Origin of the sequence: Pseudooceanicola antarcticus (genome assembly GCF_900215355.1) — a bacterium.
Taxonomy (GTDB): domain Bacteria; phylum Pseudomonadota; class Alphaproteobacteria; order Rhodobacterales; family Rhodobacteraceae; genus Pseudooceanicola; species Pseudooceanicola antarcticus.
The window spans coordinates 234,183-257,337 of the sequence record NZ_OBEA01000005.1; the positions used below are offsets into that span (position 1 = coordinate 234,183).

A 23,155-nucleotide genomic window follows, 5' to 3' on the forward strand; every position below is an offset into this window, starting at 1 on the left:
ATTTCCCCCTGCCCTTAGCGTACCAGAGTGCCGGTGCGGCGGATCTTCCGCGCCAGCTGAAGAATGCCGTAGACCAGCGCTTCTGCGGTCGGAGGGCAGCCGGGGACATAGATGTCCACGGGCACGATCCGGTCACAGCCGCGTACCACGGAATAAGAGTAGTGATAGTAGCCACCGCCATTGGCGCAGGAGCCCATCGAGATCACGTAGCGCGGCTCGGGCATCTGGTCATAGACCTTGCGCAGCGCGGGGGCCATCTTGTTGGTCAGCGTGCCGGCGACGATCATCACGTCGGACTGGCGCGGCGAGGCGCGCGGCGCGGTGCCGAAACGCTCAATGTCGTAGCGCGGCATCGAGGTGTGCATCATCTCGACGGCGCAGCACGCCAGACCGAAGGTCATCCAGTGCAGAGAGCCGGTCCGCGCCCAGGTGATCAGGTCCTCGGCCGAGGTCAGCAGGAAGCCCTTGTCCTGAAGTTCCCGGTTCAGCGCCTGGGTGGCGACTTCCTTGTCGGCACCAGCGGTGTTGGCAGAGGTCATCACTCCCATTCCAGGGCTCCCTTCTTCCATTCGTAGGCGAAGCCGATGGTCAGGACGAACAGGAAGACCATCATCGACCAGAACCCGACCATCGAGATGTCCTTGAAGGCCACGGCCCAGGGGAAGAGCATCGCGATTTCGAGGTCGAAGATGATGAACAGGATCGAGACCAGGTAGAACCGGACGTCGAATTTCATCCGCGCATCATCGAAGGCGTTGAACCCGCATTCGTAGGCGCTGACTTTTTCCGGATCGGGGTTACGGACAGCGATGATCAGGGCGGCGAGGATCAGGACCAGGCCAAGGACGATCGCGACCGCGAGAAAGATGAGGATGGGAAGATATTCCCGCAGCATCTCTTCCACGAATGGCTCCTTTCATGGGCGGCGGGGGTCCGCTCGGGGACCCTCAAGGCTAGGTCGGGTTTTACGCCCGCCCCCCGGCAGGGTCAACCGAAGGAGAGCGTTTTAGACGGTTAGCATGCGGGATGAAGAACCTTCGTAAACAATTGAATACCATGGATTTGATCTTGGCGCGCAGAGTTAACGCCGCATTGCCGCAATGGCGGGGAAACCCAACGGAATCACTCGGGTATACTTGACGGAATCAATCGGATTTCCCGACGGCACCGCCGGGAGCGGAAAAACTGACCCAAGGTCAATGACATGGCAGGCGCGAGCCGGGACAATGTTCTGCAACCGGGCGCAGAGAGCAGACCGTGTTCAGCCCTGCCAGCGCGGCTTGCGGCGCTCGAAGAAGGCGGCGATCCCCTCCTGCGCTTCCTCGCCCTCCCAGCAGGCGACAAGTTCCTCGATGCTATGATCAATTTCCTCGGCAGAGGGCGGATTGCCCAAGCGGCGGGCAAGCGCCTTGGCCCGCGCCACCGCCTGCGGGGCGGTTTCGAGGATCGGCGCGATGGCGGCCTTGACGGCCTGGTCCAGCGCTTCGGGCGTCACGACCTCGGCGAAGAGCTCCAGCCGAAGCGCCGCCTCGGCGTCGAAACGGGCCCCCTGGAAGAAGATGCGCCGCCCCCCGGCGGGGCCGGTGCGGGCCAGGACATAGGGGCCGATGGTGGCGGGGATCAGGCCCAGCCGGGTCTCGGTCAGCGCCAGTTGCACCCGGTCCGAGGCAATGGCCTGGTCGCAGCAGGCCACCAGCCCGACGCCGCCGCCGAAACAATTGCCGTGGATGCGCCCGATGAGCGGCTTGGGCAACGCGTCGAGCGCGCCCAGCATGTCCGCCAGCGCCCGCGCCTCGCGGCGGCGCGTCGCCGCGTCGGCCTGCATCTGGTCCTGCATCCAGCCCAGGTCGGCCCCGGCGCAGAAGCTGCGCCCCTCCCCCGCCAGCACCACCACCCGCACCGTATCATCCGCGCCCAGGTCCCGCGCGGCCCCGGTCAGCTCGGCGATCATCTGCGCCGACATGGCGTTGTGCTTCTCGCCCCGCGCGAGCCAGAGCCAGGCCACGCCGCGCCCTGTGCGCTCGATGCGGATCGTCTGATAGCTCATGACCTCATCTCCCTTGCCAGTGCCCCGGCCTCGGCCAGCACCTCCATGTCCAGCCCGGTCTCATGGCCCAGCCCTGCCAGATGCGCCGCCAGCGCCCCGGTGGCCACGTTGCCCGCCGCTCCCGGCGCATAGGGGCAGCCGCCGAGGCCGCCCACCGAAGCATCGAAGATCCGCAGACCATGGGACAGCGCGCGCTCGACATTGGCCAGCGCCCGGCCGCCGGTGTCGTGAAAATGGCCTGCCACATGTTCCACAGGGATCTCGTGCAGCACCGCGTCCAGCATCGCGCCGACCTCCTCGGGCTGCGCCCGCCCAAGGGTCTCGCCCAACGAGATCTCGGTGCAGCCCATGTCGAAGAGCTCGGCCGCGACGCGGGCCACGGCGGCGGGCGCGACCGGCCCGTCATAGGGGCAATGGGTCACGCAGGAGACATAGCCCCGCACCCCCAGCCCCGCCGTGCGGGCGGTCTCGACCACCGGGCGGAACCGCGCGAGGCTCTCGTCGATCGAGGCGTTGATATTGGCGCGGCTGAAGCCTTCCGAGGCGGCGCCGAAGACCGCCACCTCGTCGGCCCCTGCCACCAGCGCATCCTCGAGACCGCGCAGGTTAGGCGTCAGCGCGGTATAAAGGACCCCCGGCGCGCGGGTGATCCCGGCCAGCACCTGGGCCGAGCCCGCCATCTGGGGCACCCACTTCGGGCTGACAAAGCTGGCGCATTCGATCCGGCGGAACCCGGCGCGGGACAGGCAATCGACCAGCGCCACCTTCTCTGACACCGGAATCGCGCGCGCCTCGTTCTGCAGCCCGTCGCGCGGGCCGACCTCGACGATCTCCACTGTCTCGGCCATCTTCCCTCCTCCAAGGATCAGAGCCTGCCCGTTTTTCCGGCCCTCGCCAGCCTTCTAGCCGACGGGCCTTCTAGCCGACGGGCGGCGCCTCTGCGGGCTGCGCATAGAATTCCCGCGCGAAGACCCCGGTGCCCGGTTCGGGCAGGGCATCACGGAAACCGGGCCGCTCGGTGATCCGCTCGTACCAGGCGGCGGTCTCGGGGAAGCCTTCCAGATCGGTGTAATGCAGCGCCATCCAGATCGCCTGGCCGACGGCGATATCGGCCGCCGAGAAGCCCGAGGTCAGCAGGTAGTCGCGGTTTTCAAGCGGGGTGGAAAGGCGGCCCTCGATGGCGGCGAAGCACTTCTTCAGCCGGGCCACCTCGATCTTCATCACGGTGGGCGATCGCTGCCAGTCCTCGAAGAGCACGATATGCTGCTGGGTCAGCGCCGCGCAGTGCTGCGAGATGGTCTCGGCGAAATGCAGCCAGACCAGCCAGTCGGGCCGGTCCAGGTCCCCCGGCAGCCGCCCCAGGCCACGGGCCGGGAAGCGTTCGCAGAGGATCTCCATGATCGCGAGGCTCTCGAAGTAGGTCTCGCCTTCCAGCTCCAGCGCGGGCACGCGGCCCGCGGGCGAGGCGACAAGGTAGTCGGGCTGGCGCAGCGAGGCGTCGAAGGGGCGGATCGAGATATCGAAGGGCTCGCCCAGCTCGTTCAGAAGCCAGAGCACCCGCATCGAACGGGAGCCTGCGCAGTGGTGCAGGGTAATCATGACTGGCCCTCCTCTTCGGGGGTCAGGCGGATGAGAGCGGCCCCGGCGTCGACCTGGGCGCCCTCGGGCTGAAGGATTTCGGCGATGACACCGTCTCGCGGGGCGCTGAGCGCATGTTCCATCTTCATGGCCTCAAGGATAGCCAGTGGCTGCCCGGCTGCAACCCGGTCGCCCGCATTTGCCCGCAGCGCGCGCAAGAGCCCCGGCATCGGCGCCAGGATCACGTCGCCGCCCTGCGCCTCTGCGGCCTCGGCTCCGGGACGCAGGATTTCGATCCGACGGGGCGCGCCGCCGAAGAGCGTGACCTGATCGCCCTCGCGGTGCCAGGCGGGGGCGCGCTTGGCCCCGGTCCACCAGGCCCCGGCGCGCCAGTCCAGGGCGATGACCTCGCCGCCCACATGCGCCTCGTGGCGGCCATCGCCAAGGCAGAGGCGCACCTCGTGCTCCTCTCCCTCGACCGCCAGCCGCACCAGGTGGCAGAGCGGCGCCCAGAGCGTGAAGCCCCGCCGCGGCGCGGGAGGACCGGAGAGGTCGAGCGCCACCATGGCCGCCCAGGCAAGCGCGGCGGGCGCGAGCGCGGGCAGTTGGCAGAGCGCCTCGGCCCGGCGTTCGATCAGCCCGGTATCCAGCGCAGCCGCGCGCACCTGCGGATCAGAGCAGAGCGCCTGCAGGAAGCCCAGGTTCGTCACCGTCCCGGCCAGCTCCACGTCCCGCAGCCCCGCATGCAGCCGCTGGAAGGCGGCTTCGCGGCTGGGTCCATGGGCGATGAGTTTGGCAATCATCGGGTCGTAATGCGGAGAGATCTCGTCGCCCTCGCGGACGCCGGTATCCACCCGCAGCCCCTCGGGGAAGGCCAGCCGGGCCAGACGTCCGGTGGCGGGCAGGAAGCCTGCGGCGGGGTCCTCGGCATAGAGCCGGGCCTCGACCGCGTGACCATCCAGCTGGATCTGCTCCTGCTCCAGCGGCAACCCCGCCCCCGCCGCCACCAGGATCTGCCATTCCACCAGATCGATGCCGGTGACGGCCTCGGTCACCGGGTGCTCCACCTGCAGGCGGGTGTTCATCTCCATGAACCAGAAGCCGTCGGGGCGCAGCCCGTCAGAGCCATCGGCGATGAATTCCACCGTGCCCGCGCCGCGATAGCCGATGGCCTCGGCAGCGCGAACGGCGGCCTCGGTCATGGCGGCGCGGGTCTCGGGCGAGATCCCCGGCGCGGGGGCCTCTTCGATCACTTTCTGGTGACGGCGCTGCAAGGAGCAATCGCGCTCATAGAGATGCAGCGCGCGGCGGCCGTCGCCAAAGATCTGCACTTCGACATGGCGCGGATCGCGGATGTATTTCTCGACCAACATGTCGGGATTGCCGAAGGCGGCGCTGGCCTCGGCACGGGCAGAGGCCAGCGCCTGCGCGAACCCCTCGGGGCCATCGACCCGCCGCATGCCCTTGCCGCCGCCGCCCGCCACGGCCTTCAGCAGCACCGGATAGCCGATGCGCCGTGCCTCGGCGGCCAGATGCTCGGGCTCCTGGTTGGTGCCGTGATAGCCGGGCACCACCGGGACCCCTGCCTCTTCCATCAACGCCTTGGCCGCGCCCTTCAGGCCCATGGCGCGGATGGCCTCGGCCGAGGGGCCGATGAAGGTGATCCCCGCCGCCTCCAGCGCCTCGACGAAGGCGGGGTTCTCGGACAGGAAGCCGTAGCCCGGATGCACCGCCTCGGCGCCGGTGGCCTGCGCCGCCTCGACGATACGGTCGATGCGCAGGTAGCTCTCGGCAGGGGCCGCACCGCCGATGCAGACCGCCTCGTCCGCCAGGCGCACATGCAGCGCATCGGCATCGGCCTCGGAATGCACCGCAACCGAGGCGATGCCCAGCCGGCGCGCCGAGGCGATCACCCGGCAGGCGATCTCGCCCCGGTTGGCCACGAGGATCTTTGCAAAGAGCCGTTCCGCCATATGCTTTCTCCCTCAGTTGCGCTGCCAGCCACCGCCCAGAAGGGCAGCGGCCTCGGCGATCATGGTCTCGAGGATGGTGGCGGCGGGCCGGATCTGCCGCAGCAGGCCGATGGCCTCGCCGACGATGGGGCCCGCGATCTGCGCATCGCCCCTGGCGGCGGCGTCGAGCCATTCGGCGCGCGCCGTCTCGTCTGCGGCCAGGGCCTCCAGCCGCCCCTCGTAGCCATCCTGGAAATCGGTGCGCATGCCGCGCAGGTTCCACTGGTCGGGCCAATCGATGCCCCGCGCCACGTCCCAAAGCGACGAACGGCAGGTGGCGTCGCCCGAAGCCGCCATGGCCGCGCGGCGCTGGCCCTCGGGCACAAGGGCCTCTTCGGCGGCCCAGAAGGCCGTGCCGCAGAGCACCCCGTCGGCGCCCAGCATCAGCGATGCGGCAAGGCCCCTGCCGTCGGCGATGCCCCCGGCGGCCAGCAAAAGAACCTCGGGCGCCTCGCGGGCCAGCATGTCGGCCACCTCGGGCACCAAGGGCAGGGTCGCGCGGCTGGCGCCGTGGCCCCCGGCCTCGGTGCCCTGCGCCACCAGCGCGATGGCCCCCGCCTGCACCGCCGCCCGCGCCTGGGCCAGGTCCTGCACCTGTGCCATCACCGGCACGCCCGCCGCCTGGGCCATCCGGGCAAAGCGCCCGAGCTCTCCGAACGACAGGAAAAGCAGTGCCGGGTCCCGCGACAGGACCTCCTCCAGCAGGGCCTCACCCTGGGCACCGGCCTCCGCCAGTTTCCAGCTGATGAACCCCGTGCCGACCCGCGCATTGCCGGCCTGGGCCAGCTCATGGCGGAGCCAGTCGGGATCGCCATAGCCGCCACCGATCAGCCCCAGCCCGCCCGCACCCGAAACCGCCGCCGCAAGCCTGCCGCCCGCGACCCGCGCCATGGGCGCCGAGACCACCGGATGGGCGAGCCCCAGACGGTCTGTCAGCCGGGTGCGGATCATCGGGCCGCCCCGTGGATATGAGCGGGGATCGGAGCGTAAGTGGTGGCCCCTGCCCCGGAGCTACATGCGGAATACGCCAAAGCGGCTCTCCCCGATGGGTGCATTCATCGCCGCCGAGAGGCTCAGCGCCAGGACGTCGCGGCTCTTGCGCGGGTCGATCACCCCGTCATCCCAGAGCCGGGCCGAGGCATAGAGCGGATGGCTCTGGCGGGCGAATTGCTCCTGCATGGGGCGCTTGAAGTCGGCCTCCTCCTCGGCGGTCCAGTCGACGCCCTTGCGCTCGAGCGCCTGCCGGCGCACCTGCGCCAGCACCCTCGCCGCCTGATCGCCGCCCATGACGGCGATGCGTGAATTGGGCCAGGACCACATGAAGCGCGGCCCATAGGCGCGCCCCGCCATGCCGTAGTTCCCCGCCCCGTAGGAGCCGCCCACCACCATGGTCAGCTTCGGCACCGCCGTGCAGGAAACCGCCGTCACCAGCTTGGCACCGTGGCGGGCAATGCCCTCGGCCTCGTATTTGCGCCCCACCATGAAGCCGGTGATGTTCTGCAGGAACAGGAGCGGGATCTTACGCTGCGAGCAGAGCTCGACGAAATGCGCACCCTTCACGGCGCTCTCCGAGAAGAGCACGCCATTGTTGGCGATGATGCCGACGGGCCAGCCGTCGAGATGGGCGAAGCCACAGACAAGCGTCTCGCCGAAGCGCGGCTTGAACTCCTCGAAGCGGGAGCCATCGACCAGCCGGGCGATGACCTCGCGGATGTCATAGGGCTGCCGCGGGTCGGCGGGCACCACGCCCAGGAGCTCTTCGGGATCGAGCGCCGGGGCCTCGGGCGTCTGGCGCGCCACCTGCGGGCGGCTGCGGTTCAGAGCCGCCACCTGGGCACGGGCCAGCGCCAGCGCATGGGCGTCATCCTCGGCCAGCAGATCGGCCACGCCGGACAGCCGGGTATGAAGATCGCCACCGCCCAGGTCCTCGGCGGAGACCACCTCGCCCGTTGCGGCCTTCACCAGCGGCGGCCCGGCCAGGAAGATCGTCCCCTGGTCGCGCACGATGATCGTCACGTCCGACATGGCGGGCACATAGGCGCCGCCGGCGGTGCAGGAGCCCATGACCACGGCGATCTGCGCGATCCCCTTGGCCGACATCCGCGCCTGGTTGTAGAAGATCCGCCCGAAATGGTCTCGATCCGGGAAGACCTCGTCCTGGTTGGGAAGATTGGCCCCGCCGCTGTCGACCAGGTAGATGCAGGGCAGATGGTTCTCTTCCGCGATCTCCTGCGCCCGCAGGTGCTTCTTGACCGAGATTGGGTAGTAGGTTCCGCCCTTCACCGTCGCGTCGTTGCAAAGCACCATGACCTCCTGCCCCGCGACAAGGCCGACGCCCGCGATGATGCCGCCGCCCGGACAGGCACCATCGTAAAGCCCGTGCCCCGCCGTCGCCCCGACCTCCAGGAAGGCCGAGCCCGGATCGAGCAGCCCCGCCACCCGGTCCCGCGGCAACATCTTGCCACGCGCCACGTGGCGCTCGCGCGGGACCGCGCCGCCGCCCTCGGCCGCCGCCATGGCCGCCGCGCGGATCTCTTCCAGCGCGGCCTCCTGGGCCGCAAGATTGGCGCGAAACTCTTCCGAGCCGGTCAGGATCTGCGAGGCCAGCTTCATCTCCGCTCAGTCCTCCGACCAGGCCGTATCGAGATAGAGGGCCTGTTCCCCCGTCATCCGCATCAGGCAGGACAGCGCGGCCGGTCCGGCCCCGGTGCCGCCACCCCATTGGCTGGCCTCGAAGGCACAGGTTGCGTCGCGGAAGTCGATCCAGGCGCGCTGCATGTCACGCAGGGCGGTTTCCGTGCCGCCGGGCCCGCCGGCTGCATCGAAGTCCGCGGCGCGCGCGCGCATGTCGCCGTAGCGCGCGTTCAGGACCCCGTCCCAATACGCCCGCTCACGGTCGAGGCAGCCCCCCATGCCGACGGTCGAATAGCCCCCCTCGCTGGTCTCCATGCAGAGGTCGGCGGAGCGCCCGATGCAGCTGCGCGGGTCATCGCCCTCGTCCACCTGCGCCAGGCAGGCCTCGGTCGCCTCGTCCGAGTAGTTCAGCCCCTGTGCCATCGCGGGGCTGGCGGGCACGGCAAGCGCCGTCAGCAGGATCATCCATGTCTTCATCGTCTCTTTTCCATTTCCTTGCTCGGGACATCACGCTCCGGGTTCCGGAGGTGCCCCAACCCATCGCCGGGGCCTGCCTGATTGTTCCCTCCCGCAGTGCGCCGAGGCCGGGGGCGGATCGTCACGGCGCGACCACATCCAGAGAGGCCAATGGCGCCGCCATGGGTCATGCCATCGCCGCCATCAGCTCTCGCCCGATCAGCATGCGGCGGATCTCGGAGGTGCCGGCGCCGATCTCCATCAGCTTGGCATCGCGGAAGAGCCGCGCCACCGGCGCATCGGCCAGGAAACCCGCGCCGCCAAGCGCCTGCACCGCCTGATGCGCCACCACCATCGCCTCTTCGCTGGCATAAAGCACACAGCCCGCCGCATCGGCGCGGGTCACCGTGCCCCGGTCACAGGCGCGCGCCACCTCGTAGACATAGGCGCGGGCGGAGTTCAGCTTCACATACATGTCCGCCAGCTTGCCCTGCATCAGTTGGAAGTTCCCCACCGGCTGGCCGAACTGCCTGCGCTCGGAGACATAGGGCATGACCTCGTCGAGGCAGGCCGCCATGATCCCGGTGCCGATGCCCGAGAGCACCACGCGCTCGTAGTCGAGGCCCGACATCAGCACCGCCACGCCCCGTCCCTCTTCGCCCAGCACGTTCTCGAAGGGCACTTCCACGTCGTCGAAGATCAGCTCTGCGGTGTTGGAGCCCCGCATCCCCAGCTTGTCGAAATGCGGCGAGGTGCTGAAGCCCTTCATGCTCTTCTCGATCAGGAAGGCGGTGATCCCGCGCGAGCCCGCCTCGGGGTCGGTCTTGGCATAGACCACCAGCGTATCGGCATCCGGGCCATTGGTGATCCAGTACTTGTTGCCGTTCAGAACGTAGCCGTCGTTCTTCTTCTCGGCGCGCAGCTTCATCGAAACCACGTCGGAGCCCGCCCCCACCTCGGACATCGCCAGCGCGCCCACGTGCTCGCCCGACACCAGCCCCGGCAGGTACTTGCGCTTCTGCGCCTCGCTGCCATTGAGCCGGATCTGGTTCACGCAGAGATTGGAATGCGCCCCGTAGCTGAGAGAGACCGAGGCCGAGGCCCGCGCGATCTCTTCCACCGCGATCACATGGGCCAGGTAGCCAAGGCCCGTGCCGCCGTAATCCTCTTCCACGGTCAGGCCAAGAAGCCCCATCTCGCCCATCTCGCGCCAGAGCGCGGCGGGAAAGTCGTTGCTCTGGTCGATCTCTGCGGCCAGCGGCTTGATCCGCCCCTGCGCCCAGCCGTGAACGGCCACGCGCAGCGCGTTGATATCTTCGCCCAGGTCGATCTGCATCGATGCCGTGAACATCGGGCTCCTCCTTCCCATATGAACACTTGTTCACCAGTCTAGAAGCGCCCTCCCCGCCGCGTCAAGCGGCGCGGTTCGGCAGGCGAAAGCCCGCCCGTGGCCGGGCGCGGCCAGGGCGATATCTCAGGGATGAGATCGAAAGGGGGCAAGGGCCGCTGGCGTTCCTTCGGAGAACCCGGCTGCGGGATCAGACCTGGGACTGGTAGACCGCAGAGACCTCGGCTCGGATGATCCGCGCCAGCTGGGCGCAATCCTCAAGGCTGAAGGTCAGCGGCAACCGCATGTCCATCAGCCCCGCCAGCACCCGGTCGGTCTGCGGCATCGGCGGCGCATCGGCGTAGCGCCAGCTGTCGTAGCGCGAGGTGAAGCCCACGGGCTCGGCATCGCCGAACCACTTCAGCTCGACCCCGCGCGCGGCGCAGCGGGACAGCACCTCGCGCACCGCCGTCTCGGACCAGCCCGGCAGCAGGAACTGGATCGACGAGCCCACGTAGCTCTCGGCCTCGGGCCGCTCGACGATCTTCAGGCCGGGCGTGGCGCGCAGCCCCTCTTCGACCACCCGGTAGCGGGCGTTCCAGTTCTCGCACTGCCGGCGCAGCGTCTTCAGCTGCGGCCGCAGCACCGCCGCCCGCAGGTTGTCCATCCGCCCCGATACATTGGGCGTGTCGTATTTCACCCGCTCGAAGGCCTCCGGCCCCGGTGCCGCCAGGTGGCGGCCATACAGCATGTAGCTGCCCGACAGGATGATCGCCCGCGCCGCGACGTCTTCGTCGTCGGTGACCAGGAAACCGCCCTCGCCCGAGTTCATGTGCTTGTAGGTCTGCGTCGAGTAGCACCCCACGAGGCCCTGCCGCCCCGAGGCCTGTCCGTTCCAGGCCGCCCCCATGGTATGGGCGCAATCCTCGACCACCTTCACGCCGGCGGCGTCGCAGATCTGCATCAGCCGGTCCATGTCACAGAGATGACCGCGCATATGCGACAGCAGCAAGACCTTCGCCGCGCCGATCTTGGCCTCGAGATCGTCGAGGTCGATGACCAGATCCTCGGTCACCTCGACATAGACGGGCCGGCCCCCGACGGCGGCAATGGCGCCGGGCACGGGTGCCAGGGTGAAGGCATTGGTCAGCACCGGCTCACCGGCGGCGACACCGACCGCGCGCAGCGCAGTGGTGATGGCGATCCCACCCGAGCCCGTGGCCAGCGCAAAGCGGGCCCCCATCAGCTCGGCGAATTCCCTCTCGAGCAGCGCCACCTCGCTCTCTTCCCCCGGAGCGGTGTTGTAACGGTGCAGGCGGCCCGACCGCATGACGCGCACGGCGGCTTCGATCGCCTCATCGGGGATCGGCTCCTGCTGGGTGAAACTGCCGGTGAAACGCTCGCTCATGGGATGCCTTTCAGAGGTTCAGACCGGCGACCACGCCGGGCAAATCGTCGAAATGGGCCAGCAGCACCTCGGGCTCCAGCGCCGCCATCAGCGCGGCGGCGGGGCCGAACTCCACCAGGATGGAGGGCACGCCGGCGGCCCGCGCCGTCTCGCGGTCGGTGACGGTATCACCGACGAGGCAACAGCGCGCCGGATCGCCCCCCGCCCGCCGCGCGGCCTCGCGCAGGGGCTCGGGGTCGGGCTTGCGCACGGGCAGCGTATCGGCGCCGATCAGCGCGCCGAAGGCCTCGAGCACGCCGAGGTCGCGCAGCAGCTGCCGGGCCAGGGCCTCGGGCTTGTTGGTGCAAACCGCCACCGCGAAACCGTCCAGCTTCAGCCGCTCCACCGCCTCCATGGCACCGGGGAAGAAGTGGGTGTGGGTCGAGAGATCCTCGGCATAGGCCGCCAGCAAATGCAGATAGAGACGCGATATCTCGTCCTCGTCCGGGGCCATGCCCAGCTTGGAGAAGCCCTCCCGCAGCATGGCGCGGCCGCCGCGCAGGGCGGTGGCGGCATCCTCGGGACCCAGCAGATCGCCCAGGCCCTCGGCCCGGAAGCAGGCATTGGCGGCGGCCATCATGTCGCCACTGGTATCGGCCAGGGTTCCGTCCAGATCGAAGACCACCGCGCGCATTGCGTCCCTTCCGCTCCATCCCTTGCGCCGGGCCTCGCCCGGCCGGGTTCCGCCGCCTATGTTGCGAACCGAAACCCAAGTTGATCGCGCCCGGACCCGGCTGGCCTTGCGCCCTTTGGGTTCTCGGATAAAACGGGCGCCGAGAAAGAACAATGGCCGATGGCGGCGCGGACCCACCTGCGCGGAGCCTCGGCAACAGGCAAGCTGACCCGGTGAATGATCGGGCAAGGGGGCAAGATGAGCACGGCACTGGTGATCCTGGCCGCGGGCAAGGGGACGAGGATGAACTCGGACCTGCCCAAGGTCCTGCATGAAATCGCGGGCGCGCCGATGTTGGCCCATGCCATCACCTCAGGGCTGACGCTGGACCCGTCGCGGCTGGTCGTCGTCGCCGGCCATGGCGCCGAGGCGGTGACCAAGGCTGCCGAAGAGACCTGCCCGCTGGCGCAGATCGTGCTGCAGGAAGAGCAGAAGGGCACTGCCCATGCGGTCGAGCAGGCGCGCTCGGTGCTGGAGGGGTTCGACGGCGATGTCATCGTCCTCTACGGCGACACCCCCTTCATCCGCCCCGAGACACTGGAGGCCATGCGCGAGGCCCGCGCCCGCCACGACGTGGTGGTGCTGGGCTTCGAGGCTGCCGATCCGGCGCGCTACGGGCGTCTGGTCATGGACGGCGACCGGCTTGACCGCATCGTCGAATTCAAGGACGCCTCGGATGAAGAGCGATCCATAACCCTTTGCAACTCAGGCCTTCTCTGCGCCCCCGGCCCGATGCTCTTCGAGCTGCTGAGCGCGGTTGGCAACGACAATGCCGCCGGAGAATACTACCTGCCCGACGTGGTGGCCCTGGCCAATGCGCGGGGCCTCAGCTCGGGCGTCGTGACCTGCGACGAGGCCGAGACCCTGGGGGTGAACTCCCGCGCCGAACTGGCCCGCGCCGAGGCGCTCTTCCAGGCCCGCGCCCGCGCCGACGCGATGGAGAACGGCGTCACCCTGCTGGCCCCCGAGACGGTCTACTTCGCCTTCGACACCTTCATCGGCGGCGATACGGTGATCGAGCCCAACGTGGTCTTCGGCCCCGGCGTCACGGTCGAGAACGGCGCCCGCATCCGTGCCTTCAGCCACCTGGAGGGCTGCCATGTCAGCCGTGGCGGCGTCATCGGCCCCTACGCCCGCCTGCGCCCCGGCGCCGAGCTGGCCGAGGATGTGAAGATCGGCAATTTCGTCGAGGTGAAGGAAGCGCGGCTGGATCGCGGCGCCAAGGTCAACCACCTCTCCTACATCGGAGACGCGGTGATCGGCGAGGCGACGAACATCGGCGCCGGCACCATCACCTGCAACTACGATGGCGTCTTCAAGCACCAGACCCGTATCGGCGCGCGGGCCTTCATCGGCTCGAACACAATGCTGGTGGCGCCGGTCTCGGTGGGCGATGATGCGATGACGGGCTCGGGCTCGGTGATCACCTCGGACGTGGAACCGGGCGCGCTGGCCATCGGCCGCGCCAAGCAGGTTAACAAGCCGGGCTTTGCGCGCAAACTGTTCGAGATGCTGAAATCCAAGAAGGCCCGGCAGGCCAAAGAGGCGGAATAATGTGCGGAATTATCGGGTATCTGGGTAAACACGAGGCCGCGCCCTTCCTCGTCGAGGCGCTGAAGCGGCTGGAATATCGCGGCTACGACAGCGCCGGCATCGCCACGGTGAACGCCGGCAAGCTGGAACGCCGCCGCGCGGTCGGCAAGCTCGTCAACCTCTCGGACGCGCTGGTCCATGCGCCGCTGGCGGGCAAGTCGGGCATCGGCCACACCCGCTGGGCCACCCATGGCAGCCCGACCGAGGTCAACGCCCACCCCCATCGTCACGGCCAGGTCGCCGTGGTCCACAACGGCATCATCGAGAACTTCCGCGAGCTGCGCGCCGAGCTGGCCGAGGCGGGCCTGGTGCCCGAGACCGAGACGGATACCGAAACCGTCGCCATGCTGACCGCGCAATACCTTTCCCAGGGCCTCTCGCCCCGCGAGGCGGTGGCGCGCACCCTGCCCCGGCTGGAAGGCGCCTTCGCGCTGCTCTTCCTCTTCGACGGTGAAGAGGACCTGATGATCGCGGCCCGCAAGGGCTCTCCGCTGGCCGTGGGGCACGGGACGGGCGAGAACTTCGTGGGCTCGGACGCCATCGCGCTGGCACCGCTCACCGACCGGCTGACCTACCTCGAAGAGGGCGACTGGGCCGTCATCACCCGCGATCACGTCGAAATCCGCGATGCCGCCGGTACGCTGGTCAACCGCCCCGTAAAGCAGGTGCAGCTGGACAACGCCCGCGTCGACAAGGCGGGCTACAAGCACTTCATGGCCAAGGAGATCGCCGAGCAGCCGCAGGTGCTGGGCGATGCGCTGAACTTCTACCTCGACGCCGAGGGCAAGATCGCGCTGCCCGGCGCAGGCATCGACTTTGCCGGCATCGAGCGGCTGACCCTCGTCGCCTGCGGCACCGCCTACTACGCCTGCCTGACGGCGAAATACTGGTTCGAGCAGCTGGCCCGCATCCCTGTCGAGGTCGATGTGGCCTCGGAATTCCGCTACCGCGAGCCGCCCATCACCCAAGGCACCGCCGCGCTCTTCGTCAGCCAGTCGGGCGAGACCGCCGACACCCTGGCCGCGCTGCGCTACTGCGCGGGCAAGGCCGAGCGTATCCTGTCGGTGGTCAACGTGGCCGAAAGCTCGATCGCGCGGGAAAGCGACCTGGCGCTGCCGATCCTGGCCGGCACCGAGATCGGCGTGGCCTCGACCAAGGCCTTCTCGTGCCAGCTGACGGTGCTCTTGCTGCTGGCCCTGGAAGCGGCGCGGCAGAAGGGGCAGATCGGGGCCGAACGGCTTGCCGAGCTGACAACGGCGCTGCGCGGCCTGCCCGCCGTGATCAGCCGTGCGCTGGATGACGGCGCCCATGCCGAGGCGATCTCGCAGCAGCTGGCAGAGACCACCGACGTGCTCTTCCTGGGGCGCGGGCTGATGTATCCCCTGGCGCTGGAAGGCGCCCTGAAGATGAAGGAAATCAGCTATATCCACGCCGAAGCCTATGCATCCGGAGAGCTGAAACACGGGCCGATCGCGCTGATCGACAAACACGTGCCCGTGGTGGTCATGGCACCGCGTGACGGGCTCTTCGACAAGACCGTGTCGAACATGCAGGAGGTGCTGGCGCGGGGCGGCAAGGTGCTGCTGATCTCGGACAAGGCCGGGATCGAGGCGGCGCAGGACGGTATCTGGCAAAGCATCGAGCTGCCGCAGGTGGACCCGGTGCTTGCCCCGATCCTCTACGCGGTGCCGGCGCAGCTGATCGCCTATCACACCGCCGTCGCCAAGGGCACCGACGTGGACCAGCCGCGCAACCTGGCCAAGTCGGTGACGGTCGAATGACCGAAACCGCAGAGGTCCCGAAGACCCTCGACGCCGCGCTGGAGGTGCTGAACGCCCATGCCGAGCCCGAGAAGGCCGATGGCATGGCCGCCTATCACAAGGTCGAGCGTCCCTACCTGGGCGTCGCCAACCCGGTGCTCAACGACCTGGCGCAGGACTGGCGCCGGGCGCTGACGCTGGATGAACGCCTGCAGCTGGCCTCTGCCCTCTGGCAGAGCAATATCCACGAGGCGCGTGTGGTGGCGGCGAAGCTGCTGACCCAGGCAAGGATCAAGCCCTCCGACGCCGAGGCCTGGTGGCTGATCTGTTCCTGGGTGCCCGAGTTCGACGCCTGGGCGATTGCCGATCACGTCTGCATGGCGGGGCAGCGGCGGGTGATGGCGGATCTGTCGCGCCTCGACGAGATCGCCGCCTGGACCACCCACGAGCACCTCTGGACCAAGCGCGCGGCGCTGGTGATCACCCTTGGCCTGACCCGGCTGAACCATCCCGATGCGGCACAGCAGGCGGCGCGCGAAAGGGTGCTGGGATGGGCGGCAGATTACCTCTCGGATGAGCGCTGGTTCATCCAGAAGGCCGTGGCCTGGTGGCTGCGCGATCTCTCCAAGCATGACCCCGAGCGTGCGCGCGCCTTCCTCGCGGAACACGGGGAAAAGATGCGCAACTTCGCCCGCAAGGAAGCCGGTAAGTACCTGAAGTAGGGCTCAGCCGCCGTAGATCTCGATCTCGGGCAGCGCGGTCAGCGACAGCCCGAGGTTCAGCATCGCCTGCAGCGAGAGCCGCGCGCCCTGCCCTGCAACGCCCTCCATGGGGCGCAGCTCCAGCACGACCTCGCGGCCCGTGGCAGGCACCCGCACCCGACCGGGACGCACCGTGCCGACCAGCGGCGTCTTGACCCAGAGACCGGGCTCGGAGGCCGCGCCGAGCGAGGCCACCGAAACGCCCAGAAGCCCCGCGCCCCCCGTCATGCCACCCGAAGTCGCTTCCTGCGCGGTGCCCTGCGGCGCATCGGCCCCGTCGCGGGCGCGCGGGCGCAGCACCCAGGGCTCTCCGGTCGAGGAATAGGGCGCAGCGGTCTCGCCACTCTGCGGGCCAGCCCCGGAGGCCGCATCGGAGCGGCTGCCCTCCAGAGAGGCAAAGAGCGTGGAACCCTGGCAGCCGGCCAGGGCGGGAATCATCATCAGCGGAAGAAGAGCTTTCATCCGGGCAGCCTATCCCAGGTACGCGCCGGTGCAATCGCGGAAAGATCACTTGTCGGCAGGTCCCCGCGCGCCTAGTTTCCCAACATGACACAGCCTCTCGTCGATCCCTTCCAGCGCGCCATCACCTACCTGCGCGTCTCGGTCACCGACCGCTGCGATTTTCGCTGCGTCTATTGCATGGCCGAGAACATGACCTTCCTGCCCAAGAAGGAGCTTCTGACGCTGGAAGAGCTGGACCGCATGTGTTCGACCTTCGTGCGCCTCGGGGTGCGGAAGCTGCGCATCACCGGCGGCGAGCCGCTGGTGCGGCGCGATATCATGACCTTCTTCCGCTCGATGTCCCGGCACCTGGACAGCGGCGCGCTTGAGGAGCTGACGCTGACCACCAATGGCAGCCAGCTGGAACGCTTCGCCGCTGATCTCTACGCCGCCGGCGTGCGGCGGGTGAACGTGTCGCTCGACACCCTCGACGAAGAGAAATTCGCCCGCGTCACCCGCTGGGGGCGCCTGCCCCAGGTGCTGCGTGGCCTCGATGCGGCGCAGGCGGCGGGGCTGAAGGTGAAGCTGAACGCGGTGGCGTTGAAGGGGTTCAACGAGGACGAGGTCGAGACCCTGACCCGTTTCTGCGCGACGCGCGGCATGGACCTGACCTGGATCGAGGTCATGCCCATGGGCGACCTCGGCAACGAGGACCGGGTGGGCCAGTACTGGTCGATGAAGGACCTGCGCGCCCGCCTGTCGGAAAGCTATACCCTGACCGATCTGCCCGAGAGCACCGGCGGCCCGGCCCGCTACGTGCGGCTGGAAGAGACCGGCCAGAAGATCGGGTTCATCACCCCGCTCAGCCATAATTTCTGCGAAAGCTGCAACCGGGTGCGGATGACCTGCACCGGAGAGCTTTACATGTGCCTCGGACAAGAGGACATGATGGACCTACGCCCGGCCCTGCGCAATCATCCGGGCAATGACGCCCCGCTGGAACAGGCCATCCGCCAGGCCATCGGGCTGAAACCCGAGGGCCATGATTTCGACTATTCGCGCCAGCGTGCCGACGGGCAGGTCTCGCGCCACATGAGCCATACGGGCGGCTAGGCAAATGACAAATCGACGTGGCTCCACGCCCTTCTACAGGCTCTACTGCGGTCTGGCTGCTGCGGCGTCGCCACTGGCCTGGCGCCGTGTGCGCGCCAAGCTCCAGGCCGAGGGGATCGCGCCCGACCGCATGGCGGAACGCATGGGCCGGGCCACCCTGGCCCGCCCCGAGGGGCAGCTTTTCTGGTTCCATGCCGCAAGCGTCGGTGAAAGCGTCTCGGCGCTGGCCTTGATCGAGAAGGTGCTCGAGCTCAACCCCGGCGCTCATGCGCTGGTGACCACCGGCACCGCCGGCTCGGCCCAGGTGCTGGCAAAGCGCCTGCCCGAGCGCGCCCTTCATCAGTTCGCGCCGCTGGATACCGCCCGCGCCCTGCGGCGGTTCTTCCGCCACTGGCGCCCCGACGCGGGGATCTTCGTGGAAAGCGAGCTTTGGCCGCAGATGATCGTGCGCGCGCGCGCCACCGGCATGAGGCTGGCGCTGGTCAATGCGCGGCTGTCGAAGAGCTCTCTCAGGAACTGGCGGCGTTTCGGGACAACCTTCCGCTTCCTGCTCGACCAGTTCTGCCTGATCCGCACCCAGGACGAGGCGACGCTGGAGGCCCTGCTGGAGCTCGGCGCCGACCGCAGCCGCGTGGCGCGCGGGCCCAACCTGAAGTCGATGATCTCGCCGCCCCCGGCCCCCGCCCAGGTGCTGGCCGAGCTGGCCCCGCAGTTCAACAAGCTGTTCTGGGCCGCCGCCGCTACCCACCCGGGCGAAGAGGACGCTGTGATCGAGGCCCATCTCGCGGCCCGCGAGGCCCTGGGCCGGCCCGATCTGCAACTGCTGCTGATCCCGCGCCACCCGCATCGCGCCGCCGAGATCGCGGCGATGATCCGGGACCGTGGCCTCAGCGTCTCGCAGCGCTCGCGCGGGCAGGCACCGGGGGGCGATGTCTACCTGGCCGATACGCTGGGCGAGATGGGACTCTGGTACAGCCTGTCTCCGCTGGCCTTCCTGGGCGGTTCGCTGGTGCCGGTCGGCGGCCATACCCCCTATGAGCCCGCCTGTTTCGGCACCCCGATCCTGCATGGCCCGCATTACGAGAATTTCGCCGAGGTCTACGCCGCCTTCGACCAGAGCGGCGCCGCCCGCCAGATCGAGGATGCCGCCGAGCTGGGCCGCGAGGTCGCCAGGCTGCTGGCCGATGGCACCGAGCTTGCCCGAATGTCCGAAATCGCCCGCGGTCTGGCCGACGGACGCGGCGCGCGCATCACCCATGTGGCAGAAGAGCTTTTGCAGGCGCTCTCGTCCACCGCACCGGCCGCCGATGCCGGGCCCTTGCGGTAAACTGCGCCGGAGCCGCGCCAGATGGCAGCCGCCAAAGGAGAGGTTGAGATGAACCAACCCCGCATCGCCCAGATCGACGTCATCGCGCCGAACTTCAAGAAACGCATGTCCGGGGTGACCTCGACCGTCTACCGGCTGGTGCCGCTGCAGGCGCGCAGCATGGCCATTGCCTCTGCCGGACCCTCAGTGCCCGCAGAGGTGCCCTCGGTCTCGCTCTCCGCGCTGCTGAGCATGTCGCGCAAGGGCCCCTCCGGGGCGCGGGTCTGGCATGCGCGGCGCAACAACGAGATGTTGGTGGGCATCGCCCTGAAGCGCCTGCTGCGCAAGCGGCTGAAGCTGGTGTTCACCTCTGCCGCGCAGCGCCATCACAAGCCCGCCACCAAGTGGATGCTGCGCCAGATGGATGCCGTGGTGGCCACCTCGCAGCGCTCGCAGAGCTTCCTGGAGGTGCCCTCGATCGTGCAGCACCACGGCATCGACGCCGAGCTTTTCCACCCCGCCGAAAGCCCCGAGGCCAAGGCCGCCCTGCGCCGGAAGCTGGGGCTGCCCGAGACCCAGGTGCTGGTCGGCTGCTTCGGCCGTATCCGGCCGCAGAAGGGCAATGACATCTTCATCGAGGCCATGCTGCGCCTGCTGCCCGAGCGCCCCGGCGTGACGGCGGTGATGATGGGCGGGGTCACCGACCAGTTCCGCGACTTCCACGCGGGCCTCAAGCAGCGCGTCGCGGAAGCTGGCCTCGACAAGCAGGTGCTCTTCCTGCCCGAGGACCCGAACTGGGATATCTCGCCCTGGTTCCGCGCCCTCGATCTCTATGTCGCGCCGCAACGCTGGGAGGGCTTCGGCCTCACCCCGATGGAGGCCATGTCCTGTGGCGTGCCCGTGGTCGCCACCCGCGCCGGTGCCTTCGAGGACTTCATCCCCGATGGCAAGGCCGGGCTGATCGTCGACATCGAGGAGACCGAAGCGCTGACCCAGGCCACGGCCACGCTGCTGGATGACCCCGACAAGCGCGCCGCCTTCGCCCGCGACGCCCGCGCGCATGTGCTGCAGAGCTGCCGGATCGAGCAGGAGGCCGAGGCGCTGAACGCGCTCTACCGGCGCCTGCTGGACGCGGGCTGACGCTAGGGTATTCTCCTATCGGGAGGCCCCATGCTGAAACATTTCCACCATGTCGCGGTGATCTGCGGCGATTACGCCCGCTCGAAGGCCTTCTACACCGAGGTGCTGGGCCTGAAGATCATCGCCGAGAACCACCGCCCCGAGCGTGACAGCTGGAAGCTGGACCTCGCCCTGCCCGGCGGCGGCCAGATCGAGCTCTTCTCCTTCCCCGAGGCCCCGCCCCGCCCGACGCGCCCCGAAGCTCAGGGCCTGCGCCACCTCTGCTTCTCGGTCGGGGATCTCGACCGCGCGGTCGCGGAGCTCGAGGCCAAGGGCATCGCGGTCGAGCCGATCCGCGTCGATCCCCACACCGGGGCCCGCTTCACCTTCTTCGCCGACCCCGACGGGCTGCCGCTGGAGCTCTACGAGGACCGCCCGCCGCCCTCACCCGCCGGGAAGGACGAGGGGCGCCCGAAAGCCGGACGCCCCATATCATCACCAGGCTGAAAATACTCCCGCCGGAGGCCTCCCCGGCAGCAGCTCTTAGGCCGGCATGCGCTTCTCGACGATCTCGGCCCACCAGGAACAGCCCGCGGGGATCGCCTCGTCGTTGAAGTTGTACTCGGGGTTGTGGACATCGGCGCTGTCGCCGTTGCCGACCAGGATATAGGCACCGGGGCGCTCTTCCAGCATGTAGGCGAAATCTTCGCCGCCCATGGTGATCGCCGCCTCGACGCAATCGCCCGAGACCGACTTGGCCACTTCGGCGGCGAACTCGGTCTGCTCGGGGGTGTTGACCATGGCCGGGTAGCCCGGCAGCCATTCGATTTCGGCCTTGGCGCCGAAGGCCGCGGCGGCGGAGGGCACGATGGCCTTCAGGCGCTCTTCGGCCAGCGCACGGCTTTCCTTCGACATGGTGCGGATGGTGCCGCGCAGGGTGACATGGGCCGGGATCACGTTGAAGGCGGTCGAGGAGCTCTCGAAGCTGGTCACCGAGACCACCACCTGCTCGACCGGATCGGCGTTGCGGCTGGCGATGGACTGCAGCGCGGTGACCACCTGCGAGGCGGCGACGATCGGGTCGATGGTCTGCTGCGGCTTGGCGGCGTGACCGCCACGGCCGACGACCTTGATCTCGAACTGGTCGGTGGCGGCGAAGAAGGCGCCCGAGCGGATGCCGAAGCTGCCCACGGGCATGCCAGGCCAGTTGTGCATGCCATAGACTTCCTGGATGCCGAAGCGCTCCATCATGCCGTCGTCGCACATCTCCTTGCCGCCGCCGCCGCCTTCTTCGGCGGGCTGGAAGATGACCACGGCGGTGCCGTCGAAGTTGCGCGTCTCGGCCAGGTACTTGGCGGCGCCCAGAAGCATCGCCGTATGGCCGTCATGGCCGCAGGCATGCATGGCGCCCGGCGTCTTCGAGGCATAGTCGAGGCCCGTCGCCTCGAGGATCGGCAGCGCATCCATGTCGGCGCGTAGACCCAGCACCTTGCCCGAGGTATTGGTCTTGCCCTTGATCACGCCGACGACGCCGGTGCGGCCCAGGCCGGTGACGATCTCGTCGCAGCCAAACTCCTTCAGCTTCTCGGCCACCAGGGCAGAGGTCCGGTGGGTCTCGAAGAGGATCTCGGGGTTCTCGTGCAGATCGCGGCGCCAGGCGGTGATCTCTTCCTGCATCTCGGCAAGGCGGTTCTTGATAGGCATGGTGGCTCCTTGTTTGACGATCAGCGGGGCAGCGGCAGGCGGGCCTCGGCCAGCTCTGCGATCCAGCTTACCCCGTAGGGGATGACCGCGTCGTTGAATTCATACTCGGGGTGGTGCAACCCGGCGCTGTCGCCGTTGCCGACCAGGATATAGGCGCCGGGACGACGCCGCAGCATCTCGGCGAAATCATCCGCGCCCATGACGGGCGGAAAATCGGTGGTGGCTGAAGAGACCCTGTTGCCGGCCTCGGCCGCGTATTCGACGTTCTCGGCGTGGTTGATCAGCACCGGCGGCCCCGGCAGGAAGGTGATCTCTGCCGTGACGCCATAGGCGGCAGCGGTGGCCGTCGTGACCTCTTCGATGCGGGTGCGGACCTGGTTCTGCACCTCGTCGTCATGCACCCGGTAGGTGCCCTTCAGGGTCACCACCTCGGGGATCACGTTGTAGGTGTTGGTCTCGGTCTGGAATCCGCAGATCGAGACCACGGCATTCTGGGTCGGGTCCACGTTGCGGCTGACGATGCTTTGCAGCGCGGTGACCACCTGGGCGGCGGCAAGGGTGGTGTCGATGTTGAGATTGGGCATGGCCGCATGGCCGCCCCGCCCCGTCAGCACCACGTCGAAGCGTTCCGGGGCGGCGAACTGGGGACCGGCGCGCAGGGTGAAATCCCCCAGCGGCTTGCCGGGCCAATTGTGCATCCCGTAGACCTCGTCGATGCCGAAACGCTCGATCAGACCGTCCTCGATCATCGCCTTCGCCCCGCCGCCGCCCTCTTCGGCGGGCTGGAAGATGAAGACGACGGAGCCGGCGAAATTGCGGGTCTCGGCCAGGTATTGCGCCGCACCGAGCAGCATCGAGGTATGGCCGTCGTGGCCGCAGGCATGCATCTTGCCGGGTACGGTCGAGGCATGCTCCAGCCCCGTGGCCTCGAGAATCGGCAGGGCGTCCATGTCGGCGCGGAAGCCGACGGCCCCGCCCTCGGCCCGGCCCTTGACCACGGCGACGACGCCGGTCTGGCCGACGCCCTCGACCACCTCGTCACAGCCGAAAGCCCGCAGCTTTTCGGCCACGAAGGCGGCAGTCTCGTGCTCCTCGAAGCGCAGCTCGGGGTGGGCATGCAGATGTCGGCGCCAGGAGGCGACCTCGGGGGCCATTTCGGCGATACGGTTGCGCAGCGGCATGGT

The 23,155-nt window shown here is 68.7% G+C and carries 22 protein-coding genes; 7 read left to right on the forward strand and 15 right to left on the reverse strand.

Going from position 1 to position 23,155, the window contains the following annotated elements; genetic code table 11:
- Positions 1-14: 14 nt before the first annotated feature.
- The 12 genes from CRO50_RS13965 to CRO50_RS14020 all read right to left on the reverse strand — a co-directional run bounded on the left by CRO50_RS13965 (position 15) and on the right by CRO50_RS14020 (position 12,135).
- Positions 15-539, reverse strand: a complete 525-nt coding sequence (locus CRO50_RS13965; RefSeq protein ID WP_029375571.1) for a NuoB/complex I 20 kDa subunit family protein — start codon at positions 537-539, stop codon at positions 15-17.
- The gene (locus CRO50_RS13970; RefSeq protein ID WP_097146532.1) at positions 539-904 is read right to left on the reverse strand and encodes an NADH-quinone oxidoreductase subunit A; all 366 of its coding nucleotides are present in this window, start codon (positions 902-904) and stop codon (positions 539-541) included. The genes CRO50_RS13965 and CRO50_RS13970 overlap by 1 nt, the downstream gene beginning before the upstream one ends.
- Positions 905-1,261: 357 nt before the next feature.
- Positions 1,262-2,047 carry a crotonase/enoyl-CoA hydratase family protein gene (locus CRO50_RS13975; RefSeq protein ID WP_097146533.1) on the reverse strand — a complete coding sequence of 262 codons (786 nt, stop codon included), beginning with the start codon at positions 2,045-2,047 and terminating at the stop codon, positions 1,262-1,264.
- Positions 2,044-2,895, reverse strand: a complete 852-nt coding sequence (locus CRO50_RS13980) for a hydroxymethylglutaryl-CoA lyase (protein WP_097146534.1) — start codon at positions 2,893-2,895, stop codon at positions 2,044-2,046. The genes CRO50_RS13975 and CRO50_RS13980 overlap by 4 nt, the downstream gene beginning before the upstream one ends.
- Before the next feature lie 70 nt (positions 2,896-2,965).
- A complete protein-coding gene (locus CRO50_RS13985; RefSeq protein WP_097146535.1) occupies positions 2,966-3,646 on the reverse strand; it encodes a glutathione S-transferase family protein in 681 nt (226 codons plus the stop codon).
- Entirely contained in the window at positions 3,643-5,598 is a 1,956-nt protein-coding gene (locus tag CRO50_RS13990; RefSeq protein ID WP_097146536.1) for an ATP-binding protein, read from the reverse strand. Before CRO50_RS13990 ends, CRO50_RS13985 begins: the two co-directional genes overlap by 4 nt.
- Before the next feature lie 12 nt (positions 5,599-5,610).
- Positions 5,611-6,588 (reverse strand): NAD(P)H-dependent flavin oxidoreductase, encoded by a 978-nt coding sequence (locus CRO50_RS13995; protein ID WP_097146537.1) that lies wholly within the window; start codon positions 6,586-6,588, stop codon positions 5,611-5,613.
- Between the two features lie 60 nt (positions 6,589-6,648).
- Complete coding sequence (locus tag CRO50_RS14000; protein WP_097146538.1) at positions 6,649-8,250, reverse strand: carboxyl transferase domain-containing protein; 1,602 nt, start codon at positions 8,248-8,250, stop codon at positions 6,649-6,651.
- Between the two features lie 6 nt (positions 8,251-8,256).
- Positions 8,257-8,748: a lysozyme inhibitor LprI family protein gene (locus tag CRO50_RS14005; RefSeq protein WP_232617712.1), complete on the reverse strand. Its 492-nt coding sequence runs from the start codon at positions 8,746-8,748 to the stop codon at positions 8,257-8,259.
- 166 nt (positions 8,749-8,914) lie between these two features.
- Entirely contained in the window at positions 8,915-10,078 is a 1,164-nt protein-coding gene (locus CRO50_RS14010; protein ID WP_097146539.1) for an isovaleryl-CoA dehydrogenase, read from the reverse strand.
- Between the two features lie 187 nt (positions 10,079-10,265).
- Entirely contained in the window at positions 10,266-11,462 is a 1,197-nt protein-coding gene (locus CRO50_RS14015; protein WP_097146540.1) for a DegT/DnrJ/EryC1/StrS family aminotransferase, read from the reverse strand.
- 10 nt (positions 11,463-11,472) lie between these two features.
- Positions 11,473-12,135 carry an HAD-IA family hydrolase gene (locus CRO50_RS14020; RefSeq protein WP_097146541.1) on the reverse strand — a complete coding sequence of 221 codons (663 nt, stop codon included), beginning with the start codon at positions 12,133-12,135 and terminating at the stop codon, positions 11,473-11,475.
- A gap of 237 nt (positions 12,136-12,372) precedes the next feature.
- Between CRO50_RS14020 and glmU the strand changes: the two genes are divergently transcribed.
- The 3 genes from glmU to CRO50_RS14035 are packed head-to-tail and all read left to right on the forward strand — an operon-like array spanning position 12,373 to position 16,249.
- Entirely contained in the window at positions 12,373-13,728 is a 1,356-nt protein-coding gene (gene glmU / locus CRO50_RS14025) for a bifunctional UDP-N-acetylglucosamine diphosphorylase/glucosamine-1-phosphate N-acetyltransferase GlmU (RefSeq protein WP_097146685.1), read from the forward strand.
- Positions 13,728-15,548 carry a glutamine--fructose-6-phosphate transaminase (isomerizing) gene (gene glmS / locus CRO50_RS14030; RefSeq protein WP_097146542.1) on the forward strand — a complete coding sequence of 607 codons (1,821 nt, stop codon included), beginning with the start codon at positions 13,728-13,730 and terminating at the stop codon, positions 15,546-15,548. The genes glmU and glmS overlap by 1 nt, the downstream gene beginning before the upstream one ends.
- Positions 15,545-16,249 carry a DNA alkylation repair protein gene (locus CRO50_RS14035; RefSeq protein WP_097146543.1) on the forward strand — a complete coding sequence of 235 codons (705 nt, stop codon included), beginning with the start codon at positions 15,545-15,547 and terminating at the stop codon, positions 16,247-16,249. The genes glmS and CRO50_RS14035 overlap by 4 nt, the downstream gene beginning before the upstream one ends.
- Before the next feature lie 3 nt (positions 16,250-16,252).
- On the opposite strand, the gene CRO50_RS14040 is transcribed toward CRO50_RS14035, so the two are convergent.
- Positions 16,253-16,750 (reverse strand): hypothetical protein, encoded by a 498-nt coding sequence (locus CRO50_RS14040; RefSeq protein WP_143516926.1) that lies wholly within the window; start codon positions 16,748-16,750, stop codon positions 16,253-16,255.
- An 84-nt stretch (positions 16,751-16,834) separates the two neighbouring features.
- Here CRO50_RS14040 and moaA point away from each other — a divergent pair, with 84 nt between their 5' ends.
- From moaA to gloA2, 4 genes are read left to right on the forward strand one after another with little or no spacing between them, the layout of a single operon-like run.
- A complete protein-coding gene (gene moaA, locus CRO50_RS14045) occupies positions 16,835-17,842 on the forward strand; it encodes a GTP 3',8-cyclase MoaA (protein ID WP_097146545.1) in 1,008 nt (335 codons plus the stop codon).
- A 4-nt stretch (positions 17,843-17,846) separates the two neighbouring features.
- Positions 17,847-19,169 carry a 3-deoxy-D-manno-octulosonic acid transferase gene (locus CRO50_RS14050; protein ID WP_097146546.1) on the forward strand — a complete coding sequence of 441 codons (1,323 nt, stop codon included), beginning with the start codon at positions 17,847-17,849 and terminating at the stop codon, positions 19,167-19,169.
- Between the two features lie 48 nt (positions 19,170-19,217).
- A complete protein-coding gene (locus tag CRO50_RS14055; RefSeq protein ID WP_097146547.1) occupies positions 19,218-20,288 on the forward strand; it encodes a glycosyltransferase family 4 protein in 1,071 nt (356 codons plus the stop codon).
- A 30-nt stretch (positions 20,289-20,318) separates the two neighbouring features.
- A complete protein-coding gene (gene gloA2 / locus CRO50_RS14060; RefSeq protein WP_097146548.1) occupies positions 20,319-20,774 on the forward strand; it encodes an SMU1112c/YaeR family gloxylase I-like metalloprotein in 456 nt (151 codons plus the stop codon).
- Between the two features lie 36 nt (positions 20,775-20,810).
- Here the strand turns inward: gloA2 and CRO50_RS14065 are convergent, their stop codons facing one another.
- Together CRO50_RS14065 and CRO50_RS14070 are read right to left on the reverse strand one after the other, a co-directional pair.
- Positions 20,811-21,971 (reverse strand): M20 aminoacylase family protein, encoded by a 1,161-nt coding sequence (locus CRO50_RS14065; RefSeq protein WP_097146549.1) that lies wholly within the window; start codon positions 21,969-21,971, stop codon positions 20,811-20,813.
- A gap of 20 nt (positions 21,972-21,991) precedes the next feature.
- Positions 21,992-23,152 carry a M20 aminoacylase family protein gene (locus tag CRO50_RS14070; protein WP_097146550.1) on the reverse strand — a complete coding sequence of 387 codons (1,161 nt, stop codon included), beginning with the start codon at positions 23,150-23,152 and terminating at the stop codon, positions 21,992-21,994.
- Between the last annotated feature and the right edge of the window lie 3 nt (positions 23,153-23,155).

What these genes read in the sequence shown, in the direction of transcription:
- CRO50_RS14040 (WP_143516926.1), bottom strand. Translation starts at nt 16,750, where the DNA reads ATGAAAGCTCTTCTTCCGCTGATGATGATTCCCGCCCTGGCCGGCTGC.
- CRO50_RS13995 (WP_097146537.1), bottom strand. Translation starts at nt 6,588, where the DNA reads ATGATCCGCACCCGGCTGACAGACCGTCTGGGGCTCGCCCATCCGGTG.
- CRO50_RS13965 (WP_029375571.1), bottom strand. Translation starts at nt 539, where the DNA reads ATGACCTCTGCCAACACCGCTGGTGCCGACAAGGAAGTCGCCACCCAG.
- CRO50_RS14005 (WP_232617712.1), bottom strand. Translation starts at nt 8,748, where the DNA reads ATGAAGACATGGATGATCCTGCTGACGGCGCTTGCCGTGCCCGCCAGC.
- CRO50_RS14035 (WP_097146543.1), top strand. Translation starts at nt 15,545, where the DNA reads ATGACCGAAACCGCAGAGGTCCCGAAGACCCTCGACGCCGCGCTGGAG.
- CRO50_RS14070 (WP_097146550.1), bottom strand. Translation starts at nt 23,152, where the DNA reads ATGCCGCTGCGCAACCGTATCGCCGAAATGGCCCCCGAGGTCGCCTCC.
- moaA (WP_097146545.1), top strand. Translation starts at nt 16,835, where the DNA reads ATGACACAGCCTCTCGTCGATCCCTTCCAGCGCGCCATCACCTACCTG.
- CRO50_RS14000 (WP_097146538.1), bottom strand. Translation starts at nt 8,250, where the DNA reads ATGAAGCTGGCCTCGCAGATCCTGACCGGCTCGGAAGAGTTTCGCGCC.
- CRO50_RS13980 (WP_097146534.1), bottom strand. Translation starts at nt 2,895, where the DNA reads ATGGCCGAGACAGTGGAGATCGTCGAGGTCGGCCCGCGCGACGGGCTG.
- CRO50_RS14010 (WP_097146539.1), bottom strand. Translation starts at nt 10,078, where the DNA reads ATGTTCACGGCATCGATGCAGATCGACCTGGGCGAAGATATCAACGCG.
- CRO50_RS14015 (WP_097146540.1), bottom strand. Translation starts at nt 11,462, where the DNA reads ATGAGCGAGCGTTTCACCGGCAGTTTCACCCAGCAGGAGCCGATCCCC.
- CRO50_RS14065 (WP_097146549.1), bottom strand. Translation starts at nt 21,971, where the DNA reads ATGCCTATCAAGAACCGCCTTGCCGAGATGCAGGAAGAGATCACCGCC.
- glmU (WP_097146685.1), top strand. Translation starts at nt 12,373, where the DNA reads ATGAGCACGGCACTGGTGATCCTGGCCGCGGGCAAGGGGACGAGGATG.
- CRO50_RS13990 (WP_097146536.1), bottom strand. Translation starts at nt 5,598, where the DNA reads ATGGCGGAACGGCTCTTTGCAAAGATCCTCGTGGCCAACCGGGGCGAG.
- CRO50_RS14055 (WP_097146547.1), top strand. Translation starts at nt 19,218, where the DNA reads ATGAACCAACCCCGCATCGCCCAGATCGACGTCATCGCGCCGAACTTC.
- CRO50_RS13975 (WP_097146533.1), bottom strand. Translation starts at nt 2,047, where the DNA reads ATGAGCTATCAGACGATCCGCATCGAGCGCACAGGGCGCGGCGTGGCC.
- glmS (WP_097146542.1), top strand. Translation starts at nt 13,728, where the DNA reads ATGTGCGGAATTATCGGGTATCTGGGTAAACACGAGGCCGCGCCCTTC.
- gloA2 (WP_097146548.1), top strand. Translation starts at nt 20,319, where the DNA reads ATGCTGAAACATTTCCACCATGTCGCGGTGATCTGCGGCGATTACGCC.
- CRO50_RS13985 (WP_097146535.1), bottom strand. Translation starts at nt 3,646, where the DNA reads ATGATTACCCTGCACCACTGCGCAGGCTCCCGTTCGATGCGGGTGCTC.
- CRO50_RS14050 (WP_097146546.1), top strand. Translation starts at nt 17,847, where the DNA reads ATGACAAATCGACGTGGCTCCACGCCCTTCTACAGGCTCTACTGCGGT.
- CRO50_RS14020 (WP_097146541.1), bottom strand. Translation starts at nt 12,135, where the DNA reads ATGCGCGCGGTGGTCTTCGATCTGGACGGAACCCTGGCCGATACCAGT.